This is a genomic window from Streptomyces sp. MnatMP-M17 (genome assembly GCF_900091995.1).
Classification (GTDB): Bacteria; Actinomycetota; Actinomycetes; order Streptomycetales; family Streptomycetaceae; genus Streptomyces.
On record NZ_FMDK01000356.1, the window covers coordinates 1 to 22,622 of the forward strand.

18 protein-coding genes, 1 pseudogene and 1 riboswitch are annotated in these 22,622 nt (G+C 68.0%); of the genes and pseudogenes, 6 read left to right on the plus strand and 13 right to left on the minus strand.

Going from position 1 to position 22,622, the window contains the following annotated elements:
• Window positions 1-127: 127 nt before the first annotated feature.
• Window positions 128-1,146 (plus strand): annotated as a pseudogene (locus GA0115259_RS16555) (IS5 family transposase).
• 126 nt (window positions 1,147-1,272) lie between these two features.
• On the plus strand, window positions 1,273-1,404 hold the full coding sequence (locus GA0115259_RS41890) for a hypothetical protein (RefSeq protein WP_256098022.1): 132 nt from the start codon (window positions 1,273-1,275) through the stop codon (window positions 1,402-1,404).
• A 46-nt stretch (window positions 1,405-1,450) separates the two neighbouring features.
• Here the strand turns inward: GA0115259_RS41890 and GA0115259_RS16565 are convergent, their stop codons facing one another.
• A complete protein-coding gene (locus tag GA0115259_RS16565; RefSeq protein WP_256098023.1) occupies window positions 1,451-2,899 on the minus strand; it encodes a hypothetical protein in 1,449 nt (482 codons plus the stop codon).
• Between the two features lie 343 nt (window positions 2,900-3,242).
• Window positions 3,243-3,380: a hypothetical protein gene (locus tag GA0115259_RS41895; protein ID WP_237540089.1), complete on the minus strand. Its 138-nt coding sequence runs from the start codon at window positions 3,378-3,380 to the stop codon at window positions 3,243-3,245.
• Window positions 3,381-3,449: 69 nt separating this feature from the next.
• Here GA0115259_RS41895 and GA0115259_RS41900 point away from each other — a divergent pair, with 69 nt between their 5' ends.
• Both GA0115259_RS41900 and GA0115259_RS41905 read left to right on the plus strand, forming a co-directional pair.
• On the plus strand, window positions 3,450-4,910 hold the full coding sequence (locus GA0115259_RS41900; protein ID WP_237540090.1) for a sacsin N-terminal ATP-binding-like domain-containing protein: 1,461 nt from the start codon (window positions 3,450-3,452) through the stop codon (window positions 4,908-4,910).
• A 158-nt stretch (window positions 4,911-5,068) separates the two neighbouring features.
• Window positions 5,069-7,777, plus strand: a complete 2,709-nt coding sequence (locus tag GA0115259_RS41905) for a hypothetical protein (protein WP_237540091.1) — start codon at window positions 5,069-5,071, stop codon at window positions 7,775-7,777.
• 264 nt (window positions 7,778-8,041) lie between these two features.
• Here the strand turns inward: GA0115259_RS41905 and GA0115259_RS40340 are convergent, their stop codons facing one another.
• Window positions 8,042-8,398: a hypothetical protein gene (locus GA0115259_RS40340; protein WP_176732568.1), complete on the minus strand. Its 357-nt coding sequence runs from the start codon at window positions 8,396-8,398 to the stop codon at window positions 8,042-8,044.
• A 257-nt stretch (window positions 8,399-8,655) separates the two neighbouring features.
• Between GA0115259_RS40340 and GA0115259_RS16580 the strand changes: the two genes are divergently transcribed.
• On the plus strand, window positions 8,656-8,943 hold the full coding sequence (locus GA0115259_RS16580) for a hypothetical protein (RefSeq protein ID WP_176732569.1): 288 nt from the start codon (window positions 8,656-8,658) through the stop codon (window positions 8,941-8,943).
• Between the two features lie 305 nt (window positions 8,944-9,248).
• Here the strand turns inward: GA0115259_RS16580 and GA0115259_RS16585 are convergent, their stop codons facing one another.
• From GA0115259_RS16585 to GA0115259_RS16630, 10 genes are all read right to left on the minus strand, one after another.
• Window positions 9,249-9,917, minus strand: coding sequence for a nucleotidyl transferase AbiEii/AbiGii toxin family protein (locus tag GA0115259_RS16585; protein WP_176732570.1), 669 nt, complete (start codon window positions 9,915-9,917; stop codon window positions 9,249-9,251).
• 5 nt (window positions 9,918-9,922) lie between these two features.
• Entirely contained in the window at window positions 9,923-10,315 is a 393-nt protein-coding gene (locus tag GA0115259_RS16590; protein ID WP_093597187.1) for a hypothetical protein, read from the minus strand.
• A gap of 581 nt (window positions 10,316-10,896) precedes the next feature.
• A complete protein-coding gene (locus GA0115259_RS16595; RefSeq protein WP_093597190.1) occupies window positions 10,897-11,541 on the minus strand; it encodes a dihydrofolate reductase family protein in 645 nt (214 codons plus the stop codon).
• Between the two features lie 296 nt (window positions 11,542-11,837).
• Complete coding sequence (yicI, locus tag GA0115259_RS16600) at window positions 11,838-14,135, minus strand: alpha-xylosidase (protein ID WP_093597193.1); 2,298 nt, start codon at window positions 14,133-14,135, stop codon at window positions 11,838-11,840.
• On the minus strand, window positions 14,132-15,616 hold the full coding sequence (locus GA0115259_RS16605; RefSeq protein WP_093597196.1) for a GH1 family beta-glucosidase: 1,485 nt from the start codon (window positions 15,614-15,616) through the stop codon (window positions 14,132-14,134). Before GA0115259_RS16605 ends, yicI begins: the two co-directional genes overlap by 4 nt.
• A 22-nt stretch (window positions 15,617-15,638) precedes the next feature.
• Window positions 15,639-16,457 carry a carbohydrate ABC transporter permease gene (locus tag GA0115259_RS16610; protein WP_093597199.1) on the minus strand — a complete coding sequence of 273 codons (819 nt, stop codon included), beginning with the start codon at window positions 16,455-16,457 and terminating at the stop codon, window positions 15,639-15,641.
• 5 nt (window positions 16,458-16,462) lie between these two features.
• Entirely contained in the window at window positions 16,463-17,419 is a 957-nt protein-coding gene (locus GA0115259_RS16615) for a carbohydrate ABC transporter permease (protein ID WP_093597202.1), read from the minus strand.
• Window positions 17,420-17,426: 7 nt separating this feature from the next.
• Window positions 17,427-18,635 (minus strand): ABC transporter substrate-binding protein, encoded by a 1,209-nt coding sequence (locus GA0115259_RS16620; RefSeq protein WP_237540093.1) that lies wholly within the window; start codon window positions 18,633-18,635, stop codon window positions 17,427-17,429.
• Between the two features lie 40 nt (window positions 18,636-18,675).
• Window positions 18,676-19,707: a LacI family DNA-binding transcriptional regulator gene (locus GA0115259_RS16625; RefSeq protein WP_093597208.1), complete on the minus strand. Its 1,032-nt coding sequence runs from the start codon at window positions 19,705-19,707 to the stop codon at window positions 18,676-18,678.
• A 172-nt stretch (window positions 19,708-19,879) separates the two neighbouring features.
• Entirely contained in the window at window positions 19,880-20,935 is a 1,056-nt protein-coding gene (locus tag GA0115259_RS16630) for a zinc-dependent alcohol dehydrogenase family protein (RefSeq protein WP_161230391.1), read from the minus strand.
• 638 nt (window positions 20,936-21,573) lie between these two features.
• Window positions 21,574-21,734: riboswitch (cyclic di-AMP (ydaO/yuaA leader) on the plus strand.
• Window positions 21,735-21,738: 4 nt separating this feature from the next.
• On the opposite strand from GA0115259_RS16630, the gene GA0115259_RS16635 reads away from it, so the two are divergent.
• Window positions 21,739-22,566, plus strand: a complete 828-nt coding sequence (locus GA0115259_RS16635) for a transglycosylase SLT domain-containing protein (protein WP_093597212.1) — start codon at window positions 21,739-21,741, stop codon at window positions 22,564-22,566.
• Window positions 22,567-22,622 lie beyond the last annotated feature (56 nt).

A 22,622-nucleotide genomic window follows, 5' to 3' on the forward strand; every position in this document is an offset into this window, starting at 1 on the left:
CACTCCCGCCACCCCGGCGAAAGACCAGGTCAGACAGCGAAATCCTGCTGGAGTACTAGGGGCTGTTCGGGGTTCGGATCTTCGTGAGGCCCGGTGGCCTGTTGGTGGTGGCTGGCAGAACTCGGGTGTGGCGCGATTTGACGTGACGGATGCCGAGTGGGCCTTGGTCGAGCCGCACTTGCCGGTGGCGGCGACGGGGCCGTTGCCACGGCGGGTGCGGGACCAGTTCAACGGGGTGATGTGGCGGTTTCGTACCGGCAGCGGCCGGCGTGATGTCCCGGAACGCTACGGGCCCTGGTCCACGATCTACTCCCGGTTCAGCAACTGGGCCAGGGCCGGGGTGTTCCAGGGCCTGATGGACGCATTGATCGCCGAGGCGGCCGCGCGGGGGCAGGCCGGCCTGGAGCTGGTCAGCGTGGACTCCACGATTGTTCGGGCGCATCACGAATCGGCTGGCCTGGCAGTGGCCGGGGAGACCCTGGACGCCCTGGAACAGGCCCTGACCGAGGAAAAAGGGGCTCCGCTTCCCAAACAGCCGCCCGTGCTGCGGGTGATGAGGCGACGGCCTGTGCGGACGCGAGTGGTACGGACGCGCCGAACCCGGACCGGGCCGCAGCGCGACGGCGTCGCAGGGCCAGGGCGGACGCCGCCGGGCTCGGCCGGTCCCGAGGCGGGCTGAGCAGCAAGATCCATGCAGCGGCCGATGCCACGGGGCTTCCCCTGTCGTTCGTGCTCACCGCCGGCCAGGCCGCGGACTGCCCTCAGTTCCCGATCGTGCTGGACAAGATCCGCGTCCCCGGGCCTGTTGGCCGCCCCCGCACCCGGCCGGACGCCGTGGCCGCGGACAGGGCCTACTCCTCCAGAGCCAACCGGGTCTGCTTACGCCGGCGCCACATCAGCGCAGTGATCCCCGAGAAGACCGACCAGCAGGCCAACCGCAAGAAGAAGGGCCCGGCCGGAGGACGGCCGGTCACTTACGATCCCGCACGCTACAGACAGCGCAACACCGTCGAACGCTGCTTCCAGAAGATCAAGACCTGGCGCGGCCTGGCCACACGCTACGACAAAGCTCCCGACAGCTACGAAGCCGGACTCCACCTCCGCGGATCGATCATGTGGCTGAAGCTCCTCACCTCAACCACATGATCTGAACCTCAAACAGCTCCTAGTCGACGGTGACGGCGAACAGCAGCTCGTCCCGCACTACCCGCCGCACTCCATGCGGACACCTGCGCCTCCTGGCTGGTCCGGAAGGGAGTCTCGCCCTGCGAGGTGCAGCACCTCCTCGGCCACGAGAGCTTCCAGACAACCCAGCGCCACGCCCACCGCAACCGGACGCGCGCCAGGCCGTTCTTGGTGTCTGGGAGCGCTTGGATGCTCCGCTCACCATCGCCGCATGAATGATCCTGCACCCGGTCTCTCCACGGACCGGGCGCGGGCACTTGCCTGATCAGGGGTGCTGTGCGACCTCCTCTTCGGGCGGCGTCCAGTGCCCCTTGCTGTCGAACGGCCAGGGATGGGTGTAGAGATCGCCCTGAAGGAGTTCGCGCAGAGCCTCACGGCTGGCTGGAGGGTCCGGCGGAGCGGCCAGGGGCGCGCACAGTGGATCAATCCGGTCTGCGTATGTTTCAGCCCATTGCAACCAATCCATTTCCTCCGCCGCAGCGGACGCGCCGTCGGCTCTCGTGCGGGCCGCGCGGCAGAAAGCGCGGATCTCGTCTGCCCGATGCCGTGCCTCCACCTGCTCGACCAGGACTTTCGCTCGATGTCGCTCGATTTGCCGCTCCCGTGCCCGCGCAACAGCCTCGTACCAGCGGCGTCGCTGTTCGGCCTTGCGGAGTTCCTCTTCCCGCTGCCCGCGTTCGGCCGCCGCGGCACGCTGTTCGAGATCGTGCAAAAGGTGCCCCAGGCGAGACTCCAGCGTCCACCGTGCGCTGTCCCTGTAGGTGTATGAATGCTGGTACCAGCTTCTCGCAGGCGCACCGAGTTCGAGGCGTCCGTTGAACTCGTGGTCGTACTTGGGGATACGAGTCCAGGGGTTGCGCTGCTGTTGGCGGATCTCCTGAGCAGTCGGCTCGTGTGGCACCTTGGTCGTCTGCTCTGTGATCGCGAGCGGGAGCGCGTGTCCGCGGATGACGATGACCATCTGGTGTACGGCCTGGCTGCGATGGAGATCGGTCCGAGTCTCCACCTGGTTGCCGCGGCTTTCCGCCTCGGTCAGGAGCGCGTGCATGATCCGCAGGGCACGATCCGCCTGCTCCCGTGACACATGCAGAGGGATGACCTCGGGCGTTCCGCGGGTGTCGACTACAGTCTTGGACCTGCCGAGGGCTTTGCGCGTCGCCCGGACGAGCTGATGAGGGCGGTCCAGCACGTCGGGGACGTCGATGGTCGGCACCGGCAGCGGTTGCGCGGCCTTCTCGGCTTCCTCGTCGACCAACGTGAAGACGCAGTCACCACGCTGCCGTCCGGTCCAGCGCAGCTTGTGCTCTCCCGGGACGTGACCGTGATGGAGCGCGTCGTAGTAGGCCGCCCGCCACCGCCCCCGGGTTCGCGGGCCCGGATCAGGGACGGTGAGCTTCCTGACAGTGGCGGACCGGAGTCGAGCGATCAGCTCGGCTCCGTCGGCAGGAGCGCGCTCGGCCTGTTCGGCATCACCGACCAAGCGCTCCTTCTCGACTTGGACCTCCTTGGGATGCTTGCCATGCTTGAGGAAGTGCCGGCCGTCCGAAGTCACCACTGCGACGTGCCCGCTACCGCGCCAGCTCCGCTTGATCAGCCCGCGCTGCTCAAGGGCCCAGGCCGTGTTCGAACTTTTGCGCGTGATGGGCACGGCACTGGACGCTGCGGCGATCTGGCGGAGCAGGTCAGCCTGCTGTTCGGTCAGCGTGTACTTCACGAGCTTCGTCCCCACCTCCACGAGCTGCGGGCAGACCACCAAGGTAGGGCCGATGAGCAGCCTCAGAGCGCTTCCCGTCGCCCGTTCGGGTTCCACCCCCCGAACCTGGTCGCGTTGAGGTCAGCCAATGGTGTAGGTGGTTTGCCGGGCTTGACCCGTCGAGCAGCGTGCCGGGGCTGCTCTTTGGGCTCGGATCGCACGGCGGCAGGTCCTTGTGTTGGCATGCGCTGATTGCGCTGGGCTCATTACCCTGTGTCGTGGGCGAGTTCCGAGGTGAGAGGGGGCAGGGATGAGCACGGGGGATGCGGTGCGTCCAACGGCCGCGGTGGAGCGGGGGATTGCGTCAGCCGATGCGCTCTTCTCCCTGGAGGGCATCCCAGAAGGAGCCGTCGTACCGGAGCCGGAGGGTGAGGCGGCGATTGAGGCGGCGGTGGAGCGACTTGGCAGCCGGTTTGCCCGACTGGACGGTCAAGTACGGCACGCGCTGAGACGTACCCGAGATCACGCGGGGAATCTGTCGAACGACCGTCTGCAGGGACTTTCGGAGATCGTGCAGAACGCCGAGGACCTCGATGCCACGGACGTACGCATTCTGACAAGGGAACGGGAACTTCTCGTCGCCCATAACGGCAGTCCCGTACGGCTGCCGGACGTTCTGGCCCTGGCGATGCCCTGGCTGACCAGCAAATCGGAGCAGGCCGAGTCCACTGGCAGGGTCGGGATCGGCCTGATGACACTCCAGTTCCTCTCCCCGCATCTGGAGGTTCGTTGCGGGCATTACCGGTTCCGTGTCGGGGATCCGGACATCTCCGTGGCTGAGCCGTTCCCGGTGCCCGACTGGTTCGCGGGCGACGCCTGGACGGTTCTTCGGGTTCCTCTGGAGCCGGGTGTGCTCGGTGCGGACGAGGTTGACGTGTGGCTTGCCGAGTGGGGGGACAGCGCGCTGCTCTTCCTCGGCAGTGTCGGCAGTGTCACGCACCTGGACGAGCAAGGTGGTGTCCGGCACCGGCTGGCGCTTGTCCGAGAGGTGGGCGAGCCGTTCGAGGCCGTGGTGGGTGGGCAGAGCGTCGACGTGGAGACCTGCGAGGCGCGCGCCGACGACGGATCCCGGTGGCTGGTGTGCCGTACGACCGTTCCCAGCCCCTCTGGGATCACCCGGTCTCACAAGACGGTGGGGCCCACCACCGCAATCGCTGTGGCTCTTCCTCTCGGCGGACCCGATGACGGCGGGCGGATCTACGCCGGTCTTCCGGTCGAGCACACCGCTCCGGCCCTCTGTGCCAGCGCCCAGTTCGACCCGATCGCCAGCCGTCAGGCGCTCGACGACACCCCGTGGAACCGCGCACTGAATGAACTGGTGGGCGACCTGTGGACGGCCGCCGTCCTGTGGCAGTTCCGGCGGGATCCGGCACGGGCCTGGCGCGCCGTGCCGCTCCCTGACGACATGCGCGATGCCCGGGACCCGGTCGCAGCGCTGGAGCGACTACTCCTTGGCCGTGCCAGGGCGGGCGTCTCCCACGGTCTCGTCCTGGACGTCGCGGGGCAGGGGCCGCTCGGACTGGGTGACCTGGCGGTGGAGGACGAGATGCTGGTTGGCGTGGTCAGCGAAGAGGAGGTCTCCCGCGTCGCGGAGCGGACCGCCGTACTGCCCGGGTTGGCGCGGGACGAAGACGGCCGATGGCGTGGGGTGCTGGCGGACTGGGAGGACCACGACGGTGCGTTTCCCGTGACGGTGGATCTTTACGACGCGCTACGCCTCCTCGACGATGAAACCCGGTCACCGCAGGCGAACATCCGCTCGCCGCCGCGGCGGGACTTGCCGCAGACATCTATTCCTCTTTGCTGTCGAGCCGCTGGCTCGTGGACAACTCAGGGGGCTGTCACCGTGTGCCCCGACCTGCGGAACCTGTGGTGTTCACCGACGTCCCGCGGGGCCTCGGTGCCAGTCTCGGGTTCTCCCGGGAGATCCATCCGGCATTCCTTGCCGACACCGACGAGGCGCGGTCGGTGAGGACGTGGCTCCGCAAGCGGGGAGCGCTGCTGACTGACGCGGACGCGGTGGCTGTGATCCGGCGTCTCGCGGCTATCGGTGCGGCGGGGAGCGGCAGCCCGAATGCACTGCGGCTGACGGAAGACCAACTCATCGAATTACGCGACGGGTTTGCACGCGTGCCGGACGCCGAACGTGAGACCTTGGGGCGCGATGTGGGTCACGCGATCCGGTTGCAGGGGCATCGCTACGACCGGGCCGGAAAACGCGAGGACATCGACGTCGCTCCCGCGAGGGCGTACCTGCCCGCCCGACTGGACAGTTCGGAACGCGAGGAGAGCCTTGCCTTCGCTGCCGGTGGCACGGCAGGGCTGGTGTGGCTGCGGCCCCGGTACGCCGAGGTCCTGCTGCGCGGCGGCGCCGGGATGGGCGCCCGTAGGTTCTTGAGGCTCCTGGGCGCGGAGACCGCGCCCCGGTTGCGAAGGCACCCGCAGGCACGGGAACGCTTCACGCAGAGCGCGAAGGGGTTGCCGGCGGACGTCATTTCGGGACCTCGGGCACGCACAGATGCCCTGCGAGCTCTGAAAGCGACCTTCACGCTCGACGACTACGAAAGCCCCGACCTACGTGCCGTCGCCTCTGGCATCGCGGCGGAGCAGAACCCGCAGATCCGCAGGCGCAGGGCGGCAGCGCTGTTTCATGTCCTCGGGCGGGCATGGAGCCGCTTTTCCGACCACGACGAGGTGGATGCCGTCTACGACTACTACGCATGGCAGAACCGGGGCAGGACTGCAGCCTTCTGGCTTTGGCAGTTGCGCGATACACCGTGGTTGGACGACGGTAACGGCGCACCGTCTGTCCCGGCCCGGCTCCGCATGCGGACCACCGGCACGGTCGCGGTGTACGGGGCGGACGACGAGCGATTCCTCCATCCCGAGATCCAGCAACTGGTCGGCAGGCGCAGTGATGTGCTGCGCGCCCTTAGCATTTCTGCGGAGGCCCGCGCTGAGGACCTCGTGGAATGTCTGCAGCGCTTGCGCCGAAGGGAGGAAGAGGGTGGCGACAGGGATGTGCCCGCGGCGCTGATCCTCTACCAAGCCCTTGCCGAGCGTACCTTCGGCCGTGGCGCGGGCGCCTCGCAGGAGATGTCCCTGGGCTCGGTCCTCCGGGCGTTCGGCGAGGGGAGCGGCCTCGTCCTCACGGACTCCGGCTGGCGCCGGCCGAGCCAGTGCCTGCGCGGAGCGCCGCTCTTCGGTCCGCTCCGTGCGTTCGCTCCCACGTTTCCAGACAGCGAGGGGTTCTGGCAGCGGCTCGCAGTGCGCCTGCCGACCGTGGACGACGCCACGGCCGTGATCAAGGAGCTGGCACAGCGGAACCGGAAGCAGGGTCGGGACGAGCCGGACGGGACGACCCAGTCCATCATCCTGGAGACCCTGAAGATGCTCGCCGCTCTGGGCCGTGCCCAGCCAGGCGCGTTGACGGCCAAGCGCCTGGGACGCCTCCCTCTTTGGACGAGCAACGGCTGGCGAAGCAAGCGGCCCGTGTACGCCGTCGAGGACCCGGTGGTGGCCGAGGCGCTGGGCCGGGAACGTGCGGTGTGGCGCCCGGGAGCCGAACTGGAGCAGTTCCGGCCGTTGATCGGAGCTCTGCGTGTGAGCGAGCTGGCCGCCGAGCATGTCACCGTGTACAGCCCTGGCCCGGCCCCGAAGGACCCGGACGCCACAGCGCTGGTCCGGTCAGCCGTTACCCACCTCCGTGAGGACCTGCAGCGCAACGCCGCGAGCGTTGCCCAGTCCCTGGACTGTTCGTGGAACCAGCTGGCTGACCTGATTGTACGCATCGCCCCTCACCTGACCTGCAGCCTCGATCTTCCGGACACGGGCGAGACGGTGCACGTGCCCGTGGACGCCGGGATCGACTGGTCCTCGGGCATGTTGTACGTGCGTGACACTGCCGCTCTGACACGCACATCCGGGGTGGGCCGGTCGATCGCCGCCCGGTTTCCGGGCAGCCGCCGCGAGGTGGCCCTCGCCTGGGGAGCAGCGTGTGACCAGGCCGAGATGGGCCGTACGGCCGTACGGCTGAGTCTTGCCGACGACCAGGTGCGGCGCGACCGGGAAGCGGCGGAGGCCGAACGTGAACGACGGCTCAGGGAACTCGGAAACGAGGTGAACCAACGCCGTACCGCGACCAAGGCGCAGGTCGGCACAGCAGCGGCTACCTCGCGGACGGCGGTAATCCTCCCGCCTGTGCCCAGCGCACCACCGCCCGTAACTGGGCCGTCAGTCCCGCCTGCGCCCCCCGCCGTTCCACCGCGCAGGCTCGTCGACCCTGGCAGACTCCGGCTCGTCGACCCGAGCGGCATCATCACGCCGCCGAAGTCCTCGGTCGTGGGCGCGCCCACCGCACGGCCGAGCGGGTATACCTCGGGAACGTCCGGCCTGCCGCAGCCCCGCGCCGGATCGGCGATCCCCCACCAGCACACGCCACCGCGCCCCTACACGGGCACGGAACAGGAAAAGGTGGCGCTCGACGTCGTACGCAAGGCACTCGCCGCCGACGACGACTGGCTGCGCGACCTGCGGGCCCAGCGCGGCCTCGGCGCTGACGCGGTGGACGCACTGTCGCGGTTCTACGAACTGAAGGCATACAAAGACGCCGAGCCGGACACAGTGCTGTTGACGCCCGCGGAGTTCCAGCGAGCGGCGGAGAGCGACGACTTCTTCCTCGTCATCGTCTCCGGGCTGGAAGCGGGAATCGCCCCCGTGTCCGTACGCATCATCCCGCAGCCGCTCCAACAGTTGACCTGTCGGCCGAGCAGCAGCGTGACGGTCACGGGGATCAGAGGCGCGCACAGCCGGGTGTACCAACTTGAGGCGGAAAGATAGGCCAGCCGGCCATGACGCTCCGATACGGGTCGCCGGGGGCGATCACATCCCCCATGAGCCGCGTGTGTAGCCCTAAATATCCGTCACGCGGCTGCCTGGTGGGATGCGAGCCGGGGCGTTGCTGCGTTCATGGAAATATGGTGACGGGTGTGAGGCGCCGGATGCCGGTAGCTCGCCACGTGTGGATAGCCGCAGTACGGAGGCGCATCGCGGCGTCAGACTCGGTGGCGGCAACGGTCTCCAAGCTCGCAGATGACGGCCTTCTCACGTGCGTTGGCGGCACCGTCCACAGTGGCCACCCTGTCGGCCACGTCGAGAATGTCGCTTAGATCCCCTGGCTCGGCGTCTATGCGCCGCCACACCTCGGCGGGGTCGATGTCGCTGATCGACGATGGCGTCCGCGGGTACGCCCGCATACCGTTCCTGGAAGTACTGCCAGTCGACCTTGTTGGTGTAGGAGTTCAGGGCATGAGCGCTGAGCTTGGTGAACCAGTTGCCCGACTTGATGTCGTCTGCGCTCAGCCCCTTGATGAACTCTCGTATCTCGGCATGCTCCTGCTCGACAACCTTGCGGTCGGCATCGTCGCCGGTGCAGGCAGCGTCAACCGGAGTTTCGGCCATGGCGAGTTCCCCCCCAAATACTTCCGCGTCCAGCCAGATTGCCGCGCTCGGACAAGCCTGCTGACGTCTCAGCACGGTGACTTCAGAACCAGCACATCTGTGGACAGATGTCCCGTGAGCTGCACAACCCTAGCGCGTCATCATGCACTGGGGCCGTCGCGTTGACCTTCGTCGTGATTGCCTCTACCGCGGTCAACTGCGAAGGATCACACCGCCTGCACCGTGAACTCGGCGACCCCGATGAGGTGTTGCGCCACATGGCATGCCTGCTCACGGATGGTGCAGAGGCCCGCGACTTCGCCGAGGGGACCGGTGTGTTCGCGGATCCGCTGCTCGCGACCGGATACCAGGCCCTCGACGCAGAGTTCAAGGACAGCTCGTTCGACATCGACAGCGCGGTGACCGTCGTGGCGATGCAGATCGAGGACGAGCACGAGGCCCAGTGGATCGTCGCGTGTCTTGACGCCCTCCAGGTGTTCGACCGCGAGGACACCCATGTGCGCCTGGAATCGCTGCTCCGCCAGTGCGTGGCACTCCGGGGGTGACCACGAGGGACAAACTGCCGGCCGCTCGCATGCCCGAGCGGCCGGTCTCGTTTCACTGCCATTTGCCGCCGATCGGGCACAGCGGCGCCTCTGCGAGGCAGGCCGTCGGGCAAGGTGGCAGCGGAGCAGTTCGTTGTCTGGAGGGCGCGGCGTGTGGAGATGTACGAGAGTCGGCCTCAGGTGATCATCCGCAGATGGGGTCACAGCCTGCCCGTCGGCTGAGTCTCCCAGGGCTTGCCCGGCGTACTTGACAGCGGACAAGCCCGCGACCGACTGCTTGCCTACCCGCTGATCCTCGGATGTGATCAGTCGTTGTCCGGATCATCTACCTCTTCGACGAGACGGGCGGCGAGATCGTTGGCCCATTCCAGAGCCCAGGCGCGGAGAGCGGTGATCGCGGCATCGTCGAGACCGTAGGCGGCGAAGGCTTCGTCGTCTGTCCACTCGGCTCCTGCGAGGTTTGCCTGTAGGTCTTCCTGTTCGAATCGGCCGCGTGCATGCCTGCGGCCGAATTCTTCGAGGTCGGCCGTGTTCCAGCGGCGGGAAGCCGCGAACACGTCGATGAGGTCGCGTGGCGCTCCACGGTCGGCGAGCGCACGGACCTTGGTCCCGATCACATCCTCCTCCGAGAGGACTGGTCCGTACGGGCTCTGGGCGACGGGTCGCCAGAAGATCTCCTTGAGGATGTCGACCTCGCACTCCTGCCCGGTGGCCGGGTCGGACACGGTGAAGCGGGCAGACAGTGGGGCGGTCTCCAGCGCCTGTACCTGCCAGCCCCGGGCTTCCAAGCCATTGCGGAGCGTGGTCGCGATGTCGGCCATGGGCGCCGGGTTCTCGGTGGCGACATCGAGGTCCTGACTCGGGCGGTTCACCAGATGGTGTGCCCGGACGGCATATCCGCCGGTGAGGACCAGCGGATACGGGGAGCCAAGCGCGATCACGTCCGCCAGAAGCCGCGCGTGCAGCTCAGGCATGTCCGTCACGCGGCTGCCCGGGTGCCGGAAGCGAGCTGAGGGAAGGTGTCCTCCCACACCGTGCGCACGGTACGACCGACCAGAGTGCGAAGCACCGGCCACAGCTGGAGAAGCAGGTCCTGGTTGAGGTAGAGGGGCAGGTCATCGTGCAGACCTTCGTGCAGCACAGTGCGATACAGGCCCATGCGCTGGCGAGGCTTGCCCATGTCGTACGAGGTCATCCCGGACCACGCCATGTGTAGCGGCAGCTCCACGACGCCTTGGGTGGGACCGTGCAACTCGTCCAGCGACTTCGGCAGACGCTGCCGGAACTTCTCCCGGTACAGCGCGAGGTCCTCAGCGTCCGCGCCCGAGAGGTCCCTCGGCGCGGGGGCGGGGTGCTGTGGGCTGGAGGGCATGACTCCATTATGGCGGTCGGCGGAGCGGCGCGGGTCATGATGTGGGAGTCGGTGTCGGGAATGAATGGGGGATCCTCTCGGGTGAGCTCTTTGGCGCAGTCTGATCTGGCTTGAGCGGGAGACGGACTGTCGGCCGGGTTTGACGCTCGTTTGACGCTGTGGGCGCCCGCATACAGAGCAGTGAGCCGATAAACCGCTCTGACCTGGTCATTCCCGTTACTCGCCCAGGCTGACACCTTTTCGATGACGCACCACGTGGAGTGTGTCGCGATCCTCGAACCGGTCGCGAAGGGTGCCTGATCAATAGGCCGCGCCGGGCCACGACGGCTCATACGCGAGGGCGTTGTGCCGGGTTCGTGGCCCGGCGTCGGCGGGCCGGGGCAAGACTTCTGGAGGTTGGCGTTTTCAGCTGGTGGCTGCCTTCGAAATCGCAGAGCGGCCGGCCGGTTCGCCGCACGGGTGGCTGTTCTGTGGTTGCGGATGAGTACCGTGGCCTGTATCGGTGATTCATCCGCCACCATCCCATCAATGTTGAAACGCCCACATCGGCCGTGGTGACATCCCCGAGCGGACCATCGTGCTCACTTTCGCCAGAACAGGTGGTGCGTCACGCCGCTCGGGCTGGGCACGACCTCAAGATGGAACCGGTCGAGCAGCTCATCGGGGGACTCCCAGAGTCGTAGTCCGGGCCCGAGCGTCACCGGTGAGACCGCCACGTGCATGGTGTCGACGAGGTCGGCGTCGAGGAACTGCCGGATGACGGTGACCCCGCCTCCGAGCCGGACGTCCTTGCCCTGCGCCGCTTCCCGCGCCTGATCGAGGATCGTGGCCGGGTCACCGTCGACGAAGTGGAACGTGGTGTCGGAGAGCGTGAACGATGGACGCTTGTGGTGTGTCATGACGAACACCGGGGTGCGGAACGGGGGCTCGTCCCCCCACCAGCCGCGCCACTCATGGTCGTTCCAGGGCCCGCGCTGGGGACCGAACTTGTTGCGGCCCATGATTTCGGCGCCGATGTTGCGGGCGTAGTCCCGCGTGATGTAGTCGTCGAGGCCCCGGCTCCCTCCGGGATCGGTGCGCCTGGGCCAGCTCGCCGTGGCGCCGGCCCAGGCGAACAGCCTCTCGTGATGGTCGTAGCCGAACGGCCGCTCGAAGGTCTGATCCTCGCCGGCACCGATTCCGTCACTTGAGATGCAGAAGTTCTGCACCCGCAGTAGTTGAGCCACGTGTTCCTCCTGTGTTGTCGACGACAGTGTGAGACTCTCCGGGCCGGGAAAACTCATCGCTCGGTACGCGACGGGTCGAGTGCCCTCCCGTGCCGGCCAGTCTGCACCAGGGCACTGACAGTGGCGGTTGCCCGTCGCCGTACGGGGCGTTGCCGCCCTTGAGGAGCCGCCCGGGTACGGCGTCGATCGGGACCTCGGGCCAGGAGTCGTCGACCTGCGGTTTCTCCCGCAGGGCGACCGGAGCGCCCCCGAGCGCCCCGGCCGCCTTGGCTCGATATGCAGTCGTGAGTGGGCGGTCAGCTGAGCCGGGTCGTCAGGGAGGTCGTTCCCGGGGCGGCGGTCAGTTGCGGGGTGCCTTCTGCGAGCTCGGCCGGGGTCGGCGGTAGCAGGATGTGCCAGGGGCCGGGGGCGCCTTCGGCTTCTACGGTCAGTACGTCGCCGTCGCGGTGGGTGTGGAAGATCGCGGCGGTGGAGCCGTCGGGGGCCGGGATCTGCGTGGTCACGCGGGCGCCGTCGGGCAGGGCGTGGATTCGTAGGGTGATGCCGTCGGCCCAGTCGTACACGGCGCCGGCGGTGCTGTTGCCGAAGGGGATGACGGAGCCTGGGCGGGCGAACAAGGGGAGGCTGTCGAAGCCGTAGGTTTCGCGCCGCCAGGCAGGACCCTGTACCTGCTCGCCGGTGAGGATGTGGGTCCAGGTGCCTTCGGGCAGGTAGTACTCCACCGAGCCGTCCTCGGTGAAGACCGGCGCGACGAGAAGGTCGCCGCCGAGCATGTACTGCCGGTCCAGGGTGTGGCACGACGGATCGTCGGGGAATTCCAGCACCATGGCGCGCATGACCGGAGTGCCTCGGCGGGCCGCTTGGCGGGACGCCTCGTAGAGGTAGGGCATGAGCCGGTGCTTGAGCCGCGTGAAGTCGCGGGTGACCGCGACGGCTTCCTCGTCGTAGTCCCAGGGCACACGGTAGGACTTGCTGCCGTGCAGCCTGCTGTGCGAGGAGAGCAGGCCGAACTGGGCCCAGCGTTTGAACACGGCTGGTGTGGGCGTGCCCTCGAAGCCTCCGATGTCATGGCTCCAGAAGCCGAAGCCGGACAGTCCGAGAGACAGCCCGCCGCGCAGCGACTCGGCCATCGCGCTGAAGGTGGACTCGCAGTCACCGCCCCAGTGCACCGGGAACTGCTGGCCGCCCGCCGTGGCGGACCGGGCGAAGAGCACGGCCTCGTTCTCGCCGCGCTCCTCGGTCAGCACCTGGAAGACGGTCTCGTTGTAGAGCTGCGTGTAGTAGTTGTGCATCCGCTCCGGATCCGAGCCGTCGTACCAGACCACATCGGTCGGGATCCGCTCGCCGAAATCCGTCTTGAAGCAGTCCACGCCCTGTCGTGTGAGGGCGCGCAGCTTCTGCGCGTACCAGGCCCTGGCACCGGGATGGGTGAAGTCCACCAGGCCCATGCCGGCCTGCCACAGATCCCACTGCCAGATGTCGCCGTTGGCCTTGCGTACGAGGAATCCCTGCGCGCGGGCCTCCTCGAACAGCGGTGACTTCTGTGCGATGTACGGGTTGATCCATACCGAGATCCGCAGGTCCTGCTCCTTCAGCCTGCGCAGCATCCCGTCCGGATCGGGAAAGACCTCGGGATCCCAGGTGAAGTCGCACCACTGGTACTGGCGCATCCAGAAGCAGTCGAAGTGGAACACTCCGAGAGGGATGTCGCGTTCGGCCATGCCGCTGATGAACCGGTTCACCGTCTCCTCGTCGTAGGAGGTGGTGAAGGACGTCGACAGCCAGAGCCCCAGCGACCAGGCCGGCGGCAGGGCCGGCCGGCCGGTCAGCGCGGTGTAGCGGTCGAGGATCTCCTTGGGCGTCGGCCCGTGGATGATGAAGTACTCGACGGACTGGTCACGGACGCTGAACTGCACCTGGCCGACGGACTCGGAGCCGATCTCGTAGCTGACCCGGCCCGGGTGGTTGACGAAGACGCCGTAGCCGCGGTTGGTCAGATGGAAGGGCACATTCTTGTACGCCTGCTCGCTGGAGGTGCCGCCGTCGGCCTGCCAGATGTCGACCGTCTGGCCGTTCTTGACGAAGGGAGTGAAGCGCTCCCCGAGTCCGTAGACCAGTTCGCCGATCCCCAGGGACAGCCGGCCCAGGGAGTAGTGCTGCCCGTCGCCGGTGGTGGCGAAGCCCGTGCCGCGCCTGCCCGCCGAGGTCAGCGGCCTGCCGTCGGCGCTGAAGTCCAGCCGCCACGGCGCGTCGGTGTCCACCCGCAGGGACAGCGCGCCGCTGGTCAGCTCCACCGTCGAGCCGTCCTGAGTGATCTCGGGCGTGTGGTCCGGATCGGTGGTGAGCGTGAAGTGCGGGCCGTGGCCGATGCCGCCCGTGTGATGGCTGGAGCGGACGCCGATCACGCCTTCGGCGGGTGACCAGCACTCGACGGTCAGCAGAGGGCCGTTGAGAGTGTGGCCTCTGCTCTCGACATGCCGTACGGGCGCATAGAAGGTGAGGCGGCCGTCCTCGACGCGGGTTTCGGCGATCTCGGCGGCGAACGAGGCCTTCACACCGTCGCGCATGAGCCAGTAGCCGTCGGTGAACTTCATCGGTGCTGCTCCTGCCCGGTGGTTCGCCCGGTGGTTCGGCCGCGGTCGCGGTGGTCGGCGATCAGGTCCCGGTACCAGCGGTAGCTGTCCTTCGGGACGCGTTCCAGAGTGTCGTAGTCGACCCGTACGATGCCGAAGCGCTTGCTGTAGCCGCGGGCCCACTCGAAATTGTCCAGCAGCGACCAGAGGTAGTAGCCGCGTACGTCCACGCCCTGGTCCATGGCGTCGGCGAGCGCCGCGAGATGGTCGCGCAGATAGGCCACCCGGTCGGTGTCGTGGACCAGGCCGTCGGTGTCGGCCACATCCTCCTCGGACGAGCCGTTCTCGGTGATCAGCAGCGGTGGCAGGGCCGGATAGCGCCGGTGCAGTCCGACCAGCAGATCGGTGAAGGCACTCGGGACGACGGGCCAGCCCATCGTGGTACGGCGCACGTCCTCGCGCCATGACTCCTCGGCGCGGATGTCCACGGCGGTGCGGGTGGCCGGGTCCGGGTCCCGGTGAGGAACGGCGGAGATGGTGATCGGCCGGTAGTAGTTGATGCCGATGAAGTCCAACGGCGCCTGTACGAGGGCCAGATCACCGTCGCGCCGACAGGTGCTGTCCGCCAGTTCGCCCCAGGTCTCCTCCTCGTGCGCCGGGTAGCGGCCCGCCAGCAGAGGTTCCAGCCAGATGTCGTTGTGCATGGTCTCCGCGCGCCGCACCGCGGCCAGGTCGGCCTCGCTGTCCGTGGCGGGCACCAGCACATCGGGATTGAGCGTGATGCCGACGTCTGTGGCGCCCGCCTCGCGAAGGGCGCGGACGGCCAGCCCATGGCCCACCAGCAGATGGTGGGCGGCGGCGAGCGCGCCACGGCCCTCCCGGGCGCCGGGCGCATGACTGCCTGAGGCGTAGCCGACGAAGGCGCTGCAGAACGGCTCGTTGAGCGTGATCCAGCGGCCCACCCGGTCGCCGAGCCGCTCGACGGCGAGCCGGGTGTAGTCGGCGAACCGCTCCGCGGTCTCGCGGACCCGCCAGCCGCCGCGGTCCTCCAGGGCCTGCGGCAGATCCCAGTGGTAGAGAGTCGCGGCGGGCGAGATGCCGGCCGCCAGCAGCTCGTCCACCAGCCGGTCATAGAAGTCGAGCCCTTCGGGATTGCCCGGGCCCGTGCCGTCCGGCTGGACACGTGGCCAGGCGATCGAGAAGCGGTAGCTGTCGACACCCAGGCCGCGGAGCAGGGCGACATCCTCGCGGTAGCGGTGGTAGTGGTCGCAGGCGATGTCGCCGGTGGCGCCGTCGGCGACGCGGCCGGGCTCACGGCAGTAGGTGTCCCAGATGGACGGTGTGCGCCCGCCCACATCGTGTGCGCCCTCGATCTGGTAGCTCGCGGTGGCGGCTCCGAAGAGGAAACCGCTCGGGAATCGAGGGAATCGAGGGAATCCGGAGGCGTCGGGGACGGTACTGGCCGGGGCGCTGGGCACCCGGTGGTCATCGGTGGAACTCATCAGGGTGGGATGCCTTCTTGGACTACTTGATGGAGCCGCCGGAGATACCGGCGGCGATGTACTTCTGCGCGAGGACGAGCAGGATCGCCGCGGGTACGGCCGACAGCACGGCGGTGGCCATCACGGCGCCCCAGTCGCTGACATGGGCTCCGACGAACTGGTAGATGCCGAGCGTGATCGGCTTGACGTCGTCGGTGGTGTTGAGAGTCAGGGCGAACATGAAGTCCGACCAGGCGAACAGGAACGTGAACAGGCCCGCGGTGATCAGCGCGTTGCGGCTCATCGGAAGCACGATGCGTACGAAGGCCGTGAAGCGGTTCGCGCCGTCGACGAGCGCGGCCTCGATCACCTCACCGGGCACGGACACCATGAACGCGCGCAGCAGCACGATCGAGAACGGCAGGCCCAGCGACGCGTCGGCGAGGATCAGCCCCAGATAGGAGTTGACGAGCCCGAGTTGCGCGTACGCGCTGTACAGGGCGTTGGCGATCACGATGCCCGGCACCATCTGCGTGATCAGCGTGGTGAATACGATGCTCTGGCCGCCTCGCAGCCCGAACTGCGCGAGCCCGTACGCGGCGGGCGCGGCCAGCGCCAGACAGACCACGACCGCACCGAGCGCGACGACAAGGCTGGTCAGCAGGGACTTGCCCTGGCTGCTGACCGCCGCGTCGAAGTTGGACAGGTCGACCGAGGACGGGAACCAGTTGGTGGCCGTGATGCTCGTGTCCGGCTGGAGCGCGGTGTTGAGCATCCAGTACACCGGGAACAGCAGAACGACCAGGATGAGCAGCGCGGCCGTGGTGTTCCAGGCGCCGCGCAGAGACGAGAACCGCTTCATCGGTATCACTTCCCCGTTCCGAAGTCGGCTCGGTTGGCCCGCAGATAGAGCACGGCGAAGACCGCGCTGATGAGGATGAGGACATTGCCGACGACCGCGCCCTGACCGAAGTCGAGCTGGAGGAAGGAGAGCTGGTACGTGACGGTGCCCAGGGTCTGGGTGGAGTCGGCGGGACCGCCCGAGGTGAGCGCCAGGATCAGATCGAGGATCTTCACCGTGGACATGAAGCCGAGCACCAGCACCACGGTGATCACCGGCCGCAGCAGCGGCAGCGTGATACTGCGGAACGCGCGCCACGGGCTCGCGCCGTCCAGCGCCGCCGCCTCGTAGAGCTGGCGCGGGATCTCCTGGAGTCCGCCGTAGAGGATCACCATGTTGAACGGGATACCGATCCAGATGTTGACCAGGATCGCCGAGAGCAGCGCCACGCTGGGGCTGCTCAGCCACGGCACGCCGCCGTCGGCCAGTCCGACGGCCTGAAGCGCGGTGTTGAGGATGCCGTGATCCTCGTCGAGCACGCGTCGCCAGACGACGGCGGACACCACCATGGGAACCAGCCAGGGCAGCAGCAGAACCGCTCGGACGGTGCCCGAGAGCCGGAAGCGGCGGGAGAAGAAGACGGCCAGCGCCAGACCGATGGTGAACTGGCCCGCCAGCGAGCCGACGGTGAACACCGCGGTGTGCCACAGCGAGTCGGCGAACAGCTCGTCGGAGAAGACGGCACGCCAGTTGTCCAGCCCGTTGAAAGGCGCCTCGCCGGTGAAGTACGTCGTGGGCGTGTATTGCTGGAAGCTCATGACGACGTTGCGCACCAGCGGATAGCCGAAGAACAAGGCCATATAGACGAGCGCGGGCAGGACGAAGAGCCAGCGCAGCATCGAATAGCGGCTGCGACGCGGCCCGGTGGGTACGGGAGCGACGGTCTTCGCCGGCGCGGCGGCGGAGGAGACGGCGGTACTCATGGTGTCCTCACTTCTCCCCGGCCGATGCCTGCCGCTGGGCGTTCTTCAGGGCCTGCTCCGCTCCGGCGCCGCCGGTCAGCACCGACTGGAAGGCGCCGGCGAGCGCGTCGTTGACCACCGGCCAGCGGGTGCCGACCTGGGCGGTACGGGAGCGTGCCGTGGCGACCAGATCGACGAACGGTGCCAGCTCGGGGTGCTTCTCGGCGTACGACTTCGCGGCGGACGCCCTGGTGGGGACGTTGTTCACCGACTCGCCCCAGGCGAGCTGGTTCTGCTCGCTGTTGAGGCAGGCGAGGATCTTGCCCGCGTTTCTCTCGCGCCCGCTGTCGTCGCTCTTCGGTACGGCCATCACCGTTCCGCCGATCGGCGCGACCGCCTCCTGCCCGGCCTCGGGAACCGGGATGGTGGCGACGGCCCAGTCGACCTCGTCCTGCGCGCTGAGCACCGGCACCTGCCATGGACCGTTGATCATCATGGCGGCGCGGCCGGCCACGAACTGGTCGTTCACGTCCTGCTGGTTCCAGTTGACGACCGATTTCGATACGGATCTGTCGCTGAGCAGGTCCTTCCACAGCGTCAGGGCGGCCTCGCCCTTGCCGTTGTCCAGCCGCGCCTCATCACCGCCGCCCGACCAGAAGAACGGCAGGAACTGGTAGACGCCGTCAGCGTTCGGGCTGGCGCTGAAGGCCATGCCGTAGGTGTTCCCCGATGTCAGCTTCTTCGCCGTCTCACGCAACTCCGCCCAAGTGGTGGGCGGTTCGACACCCGCCTCACGGAGTATGTCCTTGTTGTAGAGCAGCGCCAGGGAGTTCACCGAGCGCGCCACCGCGTACTGCGTTCCGTCGTAGCTGCCCAGCGAGGTGGCACTGGCGGAGAAACCGGAGGAGTCCAGGCCCACCTCGTCCAGCGGACGCAGTCCGCCGGTCTGCGCGAACTGAGGCAGCTCCGAGCCGTCGAGCTCCAGGATGTCGGTCAGCGAGTCCGAGGAGGCCATCCGCAAGGCTTTCGAGGCGACCGTGTCCGCGGGCACGCTGATCTGCTCGACTTTCAGACCCAGCGGCTTCGCGCAGCGGTCGAAGAACTTCTGGTTCGCGTCGTGCTCGGCCGCGTCGGTGGCCGAGTTGAGCACGGTGACGGTGCCCGGGTCCGGGGTGGCGGCGCATCCCGTCAGACCCAGTGCCACTGGGACGAGGGCGGCGGTCGCGGTCGCGGTCATCCGTATACGCCTTGGGTGTTGCATGGTGATGGTTCTCCGATCACGAGGACGGCTCCGAAGGAGGACGGATCACGCTTCCGGTCGCCATCCGGGGAGTGATCAGCCGGTGCGGTGGGTGTTCTCCCGACGGAGCGGAGGCGTCCGCGCCCATGGCACCGAGAGCGAGACGGACCACGGCGGCGGACATCTCCGTCACGGGAAGTTCGATACGGGGCAGCAGCCGGCCGCCCAGATCCTCCGGGAAGCTGCCGACGAGGACGACGGCCAGATCCTCGGGCACGCGCAGCCCGGCGGCGGCGATCTCGTCCAGCAGATGCGGCAGCAGGATCAGGTGCTGGATTACGAGCGCGGTGGGAGCGGGCCGGGCAACCAGGACCTCGCGCAGCGTGCGGCTCAGCTGCTCGGGCTCGCCGCTGGAAGGGACGATCCGGATGTCGGCCGTGCTCTCGCGGGCCGTCAGCCGGGCACCGGCCAGACCGTGCAGCGCGTAACCGCGCCGGGAGGCGATCTCGTGCTCGGCGGACGACAGGAAGACGATGTGGCGGTGCCCGCCCGCCACGGTCTCCCGTAGCGCCAGGGCCACGGAGGCCTCCCAGTCGAGATCGACCCATGGAAGACCTGGCGCGTCCTCACTACGGCCCAGCAGCGCGGCCGGAAACTCCATCTCACGGAGGGCGGCGGCGCGCGGATCCCGCTCCTCCACGGCCATCAGCACGGCCGCGTCGGCCATTCCGCTGCCGGCGACACGGCGCATGGCCGCCACACCGTCCAGATCGGTGATCAGTACGACGTCGTAGCCGTGGCCGCGTGCCGCGTCGCTGATGTCGATGGCGAACGTACCGTCCGCGCCCCGGTACTTTCCGGGCACCCGGGGCACGGCGAGTGCCAGGACCTGGCTGCGGGCGCTGCGCAGCGTGCGGGCGCTGGCGCGCGGGTGGTAACCCAGCTCCTCGACAGCGGCATGGACGGCGATCCGGGTCTCCTCGGAGATCTTCCGGGTGCCGCTCAGTACGTACGAGACGGTGCTCGGAGCGACACCGGCCCGCTGCGCCACGTCCTTGATGGTGGCCACGCCGCCCCTTCGTCCGTCGGTGTCGAATCGATTAGTCGAATCGATTCGATAGTGTTTACGTGAGCGTCACACTAAGACGGACCAGAAGCCTGGGCAAGAGTCGGGAGCGGACTTGTTTCCGGCATGCGGCTTTCGGCGTGCGGCCCCAGGAGCCGGGTGGTACGTGTGTTCGTTACGGTGTGTCGGGCATCGATATCACCGTGATTCCCGGTTCGGAGCCACCGCTCATACGGCGCAGAGCGGCGCCGGCCTGATCCAGCGAGATCGTCCGGCCGATGAGCCGTGCCAGGTCGATGTCGTGCTCGTCCAGCAGCCGGAACAGGTCCGGGTAGTCGGCGGCGGCGATCCCGTGCGAGCCGTGGATCTCGATCTCCCAGGCCAGGATCCGGTCCATGGGCACCGCGCACGCCGCGTCCGCTCCCAGCAGCAGACCGATCTGGACGTGCCGGCCGCGTCGCCGCAGGGACCGCAGGCACGCCATGACGTTCGACGCGGAGCCGTAGGCGTCCACGGTGAGGTGTGCGCCCTCGCCGGTGAGCTTGTGCACGGCCTTCGCGACCGCGTCCGGGTCCATGTCCGAATCCGTGAGCAGAGTGTGCCGCGCGCCCATGCTCCGCGCGCGGTCCAGCGCCGCATCGCTGACATCGACCGCGATGACCTGCGCGCCGAGTGCCGACGCGATCGTCACCGCGGACAGCCCCACGCCTCCGCAGCCGAGAACGGCGACCCACTCGTCGCGCCGGACCCGGCCATGGGCCACAATCGCCCGGAAGGCCGTGGCGAAGCGGCATCCGAGCGCGGCAGCGGCGGCGAACGACAGGGCGTCGGGCAGCCGGACGAGGTTGAACTCGGCCGCGGGCACAGCCACATACTCGGCGAACGAGCCGTCATAGGTGAAGCCGGGCTGGCTCTGGCCCGGGCAGACCTGAGGATCTCCCGACAGACACACCTCGCAGCGACCGCATCCGATGACGAACGGCACGGTGACGCGGTCACCGACGGCCCACCGGCCCACCTGCTCGCCGACGCGGGCCACCACACCGGCGAACTCATGGCCCGGGATGTGCGGCAGAGGGACCGGATCGTGCCCTTGCCAGGCGTGCCAGTCGGACCGGCAGACGCCTGTCGCCTGTACGCGGACGACGACTCCGTCGGGCGGGCAGGCCGGTACCGGCCGGTCCTCCACCACCAGATCCTCGCCGTACGAGCGGAACACCGCTGCTCTCACCGCCGCATGACCTCCTCCTGATCGTCTGGGCCGGACGCGGGACGCGACACACGGGACGCCGCAACGCCAGACATCGAAACGTCAACGATACGAGCATTGTTATCGGTACGCGCTCTCCTTCCCCGACGACCGCGGATCACAGTCGGGATCCGGCGCGGCAGGCGAATGGCGGTGCCCGCGGCGCGGCTCCTTCGTCGGGCCGACGATTTCCCCGTAACCCGAACGGAATGCCGTCGCGCGAAGGAGGAATAGATGAGGCCTCCGCCGAATTGACGGAGTCGCGGGAATCTATCGCGCCTGCTCCGAGAAGTGGTTATGTAGGCGATTTGCCCGTATTTCTCCTGTGATGCATTTGGGTGACATTCGCATAATTTGCTCCTGTCTGTGCCGTGTTGTGGTGTCATTAATTCCGGCAGAGTCCATGATGTACGTCACATCATCCGTGGGCCGTGGTTGCCGCCGTCTCGTCCATTTCGCTCGCAGGGAACGAGAGTTGAGTTCTCGTAGGCCTTCTGTGTAACCGGATCATTCCTCTCTGGATTCACCTTTCGGATCGTGTGGTGAATTCAGGTCTTGTTTTTCTCCGGACGTTCCGCCTACGTTCACGTCAATCCGGGCGGACCGCCGAATCCTGCCGCTGTCCGGAAACCGAAACCCACTCACACACGGCAGGAGCGGGGGACCCAGGTAAGGCGCCGTTCCGTCATCCGGACCGGCTTGGGGTGAAGCCGCTCATACCGCGGCCGGGCAGCTCCAGCCCGAACCCGACAGCTCACCTCGCAGGCGACGGAGAGGAATTCGTCATGCCCGCACAGGCCAAGCACCGCCGTCCCAGAACCAGCCCGTTCGCCCGAGGCCTCGCGGTCGTGGGCACGGGCGGCGCCGTACTCGCGCTCCCGTTCATCACCGCGACCACCGCCGAGGCGGCGTCGTCGCCCGTCGCCGCGACACAGCAGGACAGCCCGGCGACCTACTCCGTCGTCGCGGGTGACTCGCTCTCCAAGATCGCCGCCGCGCACTCCGTCAGCGGCGGCTGGAAGAAGCTGTACGAGGACAACCGCGACGTCATCGGCGGCAACCCGGCCCTGATCCGCCCAGGCCTTGAACTGACTCTCGGTGAGAGTGCCGCGCCCGACACGACGGTCACCGCCGCGGTCGAGGAAACCGCCACAGCGACCGCCGAGGACGCGACGGCGACCGTGGAGAACGTCACCGCGCCCACCGAGAACGCGACTACCGAGAACGCGCCCACCGGGGATGCGTCGGCCGATACGAGCGGTACCGTCACCGAGCCGGCCGCCAAGACCTACACCGACGATCTGGACGGCTGGATCAAGGAATCGCTGGACGTCATGGCCGCCAACGGAATTCCCGGCAGCTACGACGGTATCTACCGGAACATCATGCGCGAGTCCTCCGGCAATCCGTCGGCCATCAACAACTGGGACTCCAACGCCGCGGCCGGCACGCCGTCCAAGGGCCTGCTCCAGGTCATCGACCCGACCTTCCAGGCCTACCACGTGCCCGGTACGTCCATGGACAGCTTCGACCCGGTCGCCAACATCACCGCCGCGTGCAACTACGCGGCCGACCGGTACGGCTCGATCGACAATGTGAACGGCCCTTACTGACGGGCCCCGCCGACGGGTCCTGACGCCCTGGCCGGCGGTCGCCGCTGACGTACCGT

Excerpts from the sequence above, each read along its gene's own strand:
- GA0115259_RS40340 (WP_176732568.1), bottom strand. The coding sequence starts at position 8,398 with ATGGCCGAAACTCCGGTTGACGCTGCCTGCACCGGCGACGATGCCGAC.
- GA0115259_RS16580 (WP_176732569.1), top strand. The coding sequence starts at position 8,656 with ATGGCATGCCTGCTCACGGATGGTGCAGAGGCCCGCGACTTCGCCGAG.
- GA0115259_RS16585 (WP_176732570.1), bottom strand. The coding sequence starts at position 9,917 with ATGCCTGAGCTGCACGCGCGGCTTCTGGCGGACGTGATCGCGCTTGGC.
- GA0115259_RS16590 (WP_093597187.1), bottom strand. The coding sequence starts at position 10,315 with ATGCCCTCCAGCCCACAGCACCCCGCCCCCGCGCCGAGGGACCTCTCG.
- yicI (WP_093597193.1), bottom strand. The coding sequence starts at position 14,135 with ATGAAGTTCACCGACGGCTACTGGCTCATGCGCGACGGTGTGAAGGCC.
- GA0115259_RS16605 (WP_093597196.1), bottom strand. The coding sequence starts at position 15,616 with ATGAGTTCCACCGATGACCACCGGGTGCCCAGCGCCCCGGCCAGTACC.
- GA0115259_RS16610 (WP_093597199.1), bottom strand. The coding sequence starts at position 16,457 with ATGAAGCGGTTCTCGTCTCTGCGCGGCGCCTGGAACACCACGGCCGCG.
- GA0115259_RS16615 (WP_093597202.1), bottom strand. The coding sequence starts at position 17,419 with ATGAGTACCGCCGTCTCCTCCGCCGCCGCGCCGGCGAAGACCGTCGCT.
- GA0115259_RS16620 (WP_237540093.1), bottom strand. The coding sequence starts at position 18,635 with ATGACCGCGACCGCGACCGCCGCCCTCGTCCCAGTGGCACTGGGTCTG.
- GA0115259_RS16635 (WP_093597212.1), top strand. The coding sequence starts at position 21,739 with ATGCCCGCACAGGCCAAGCACCGCCGTCCCAGAACCAGCCCGTTCGCC.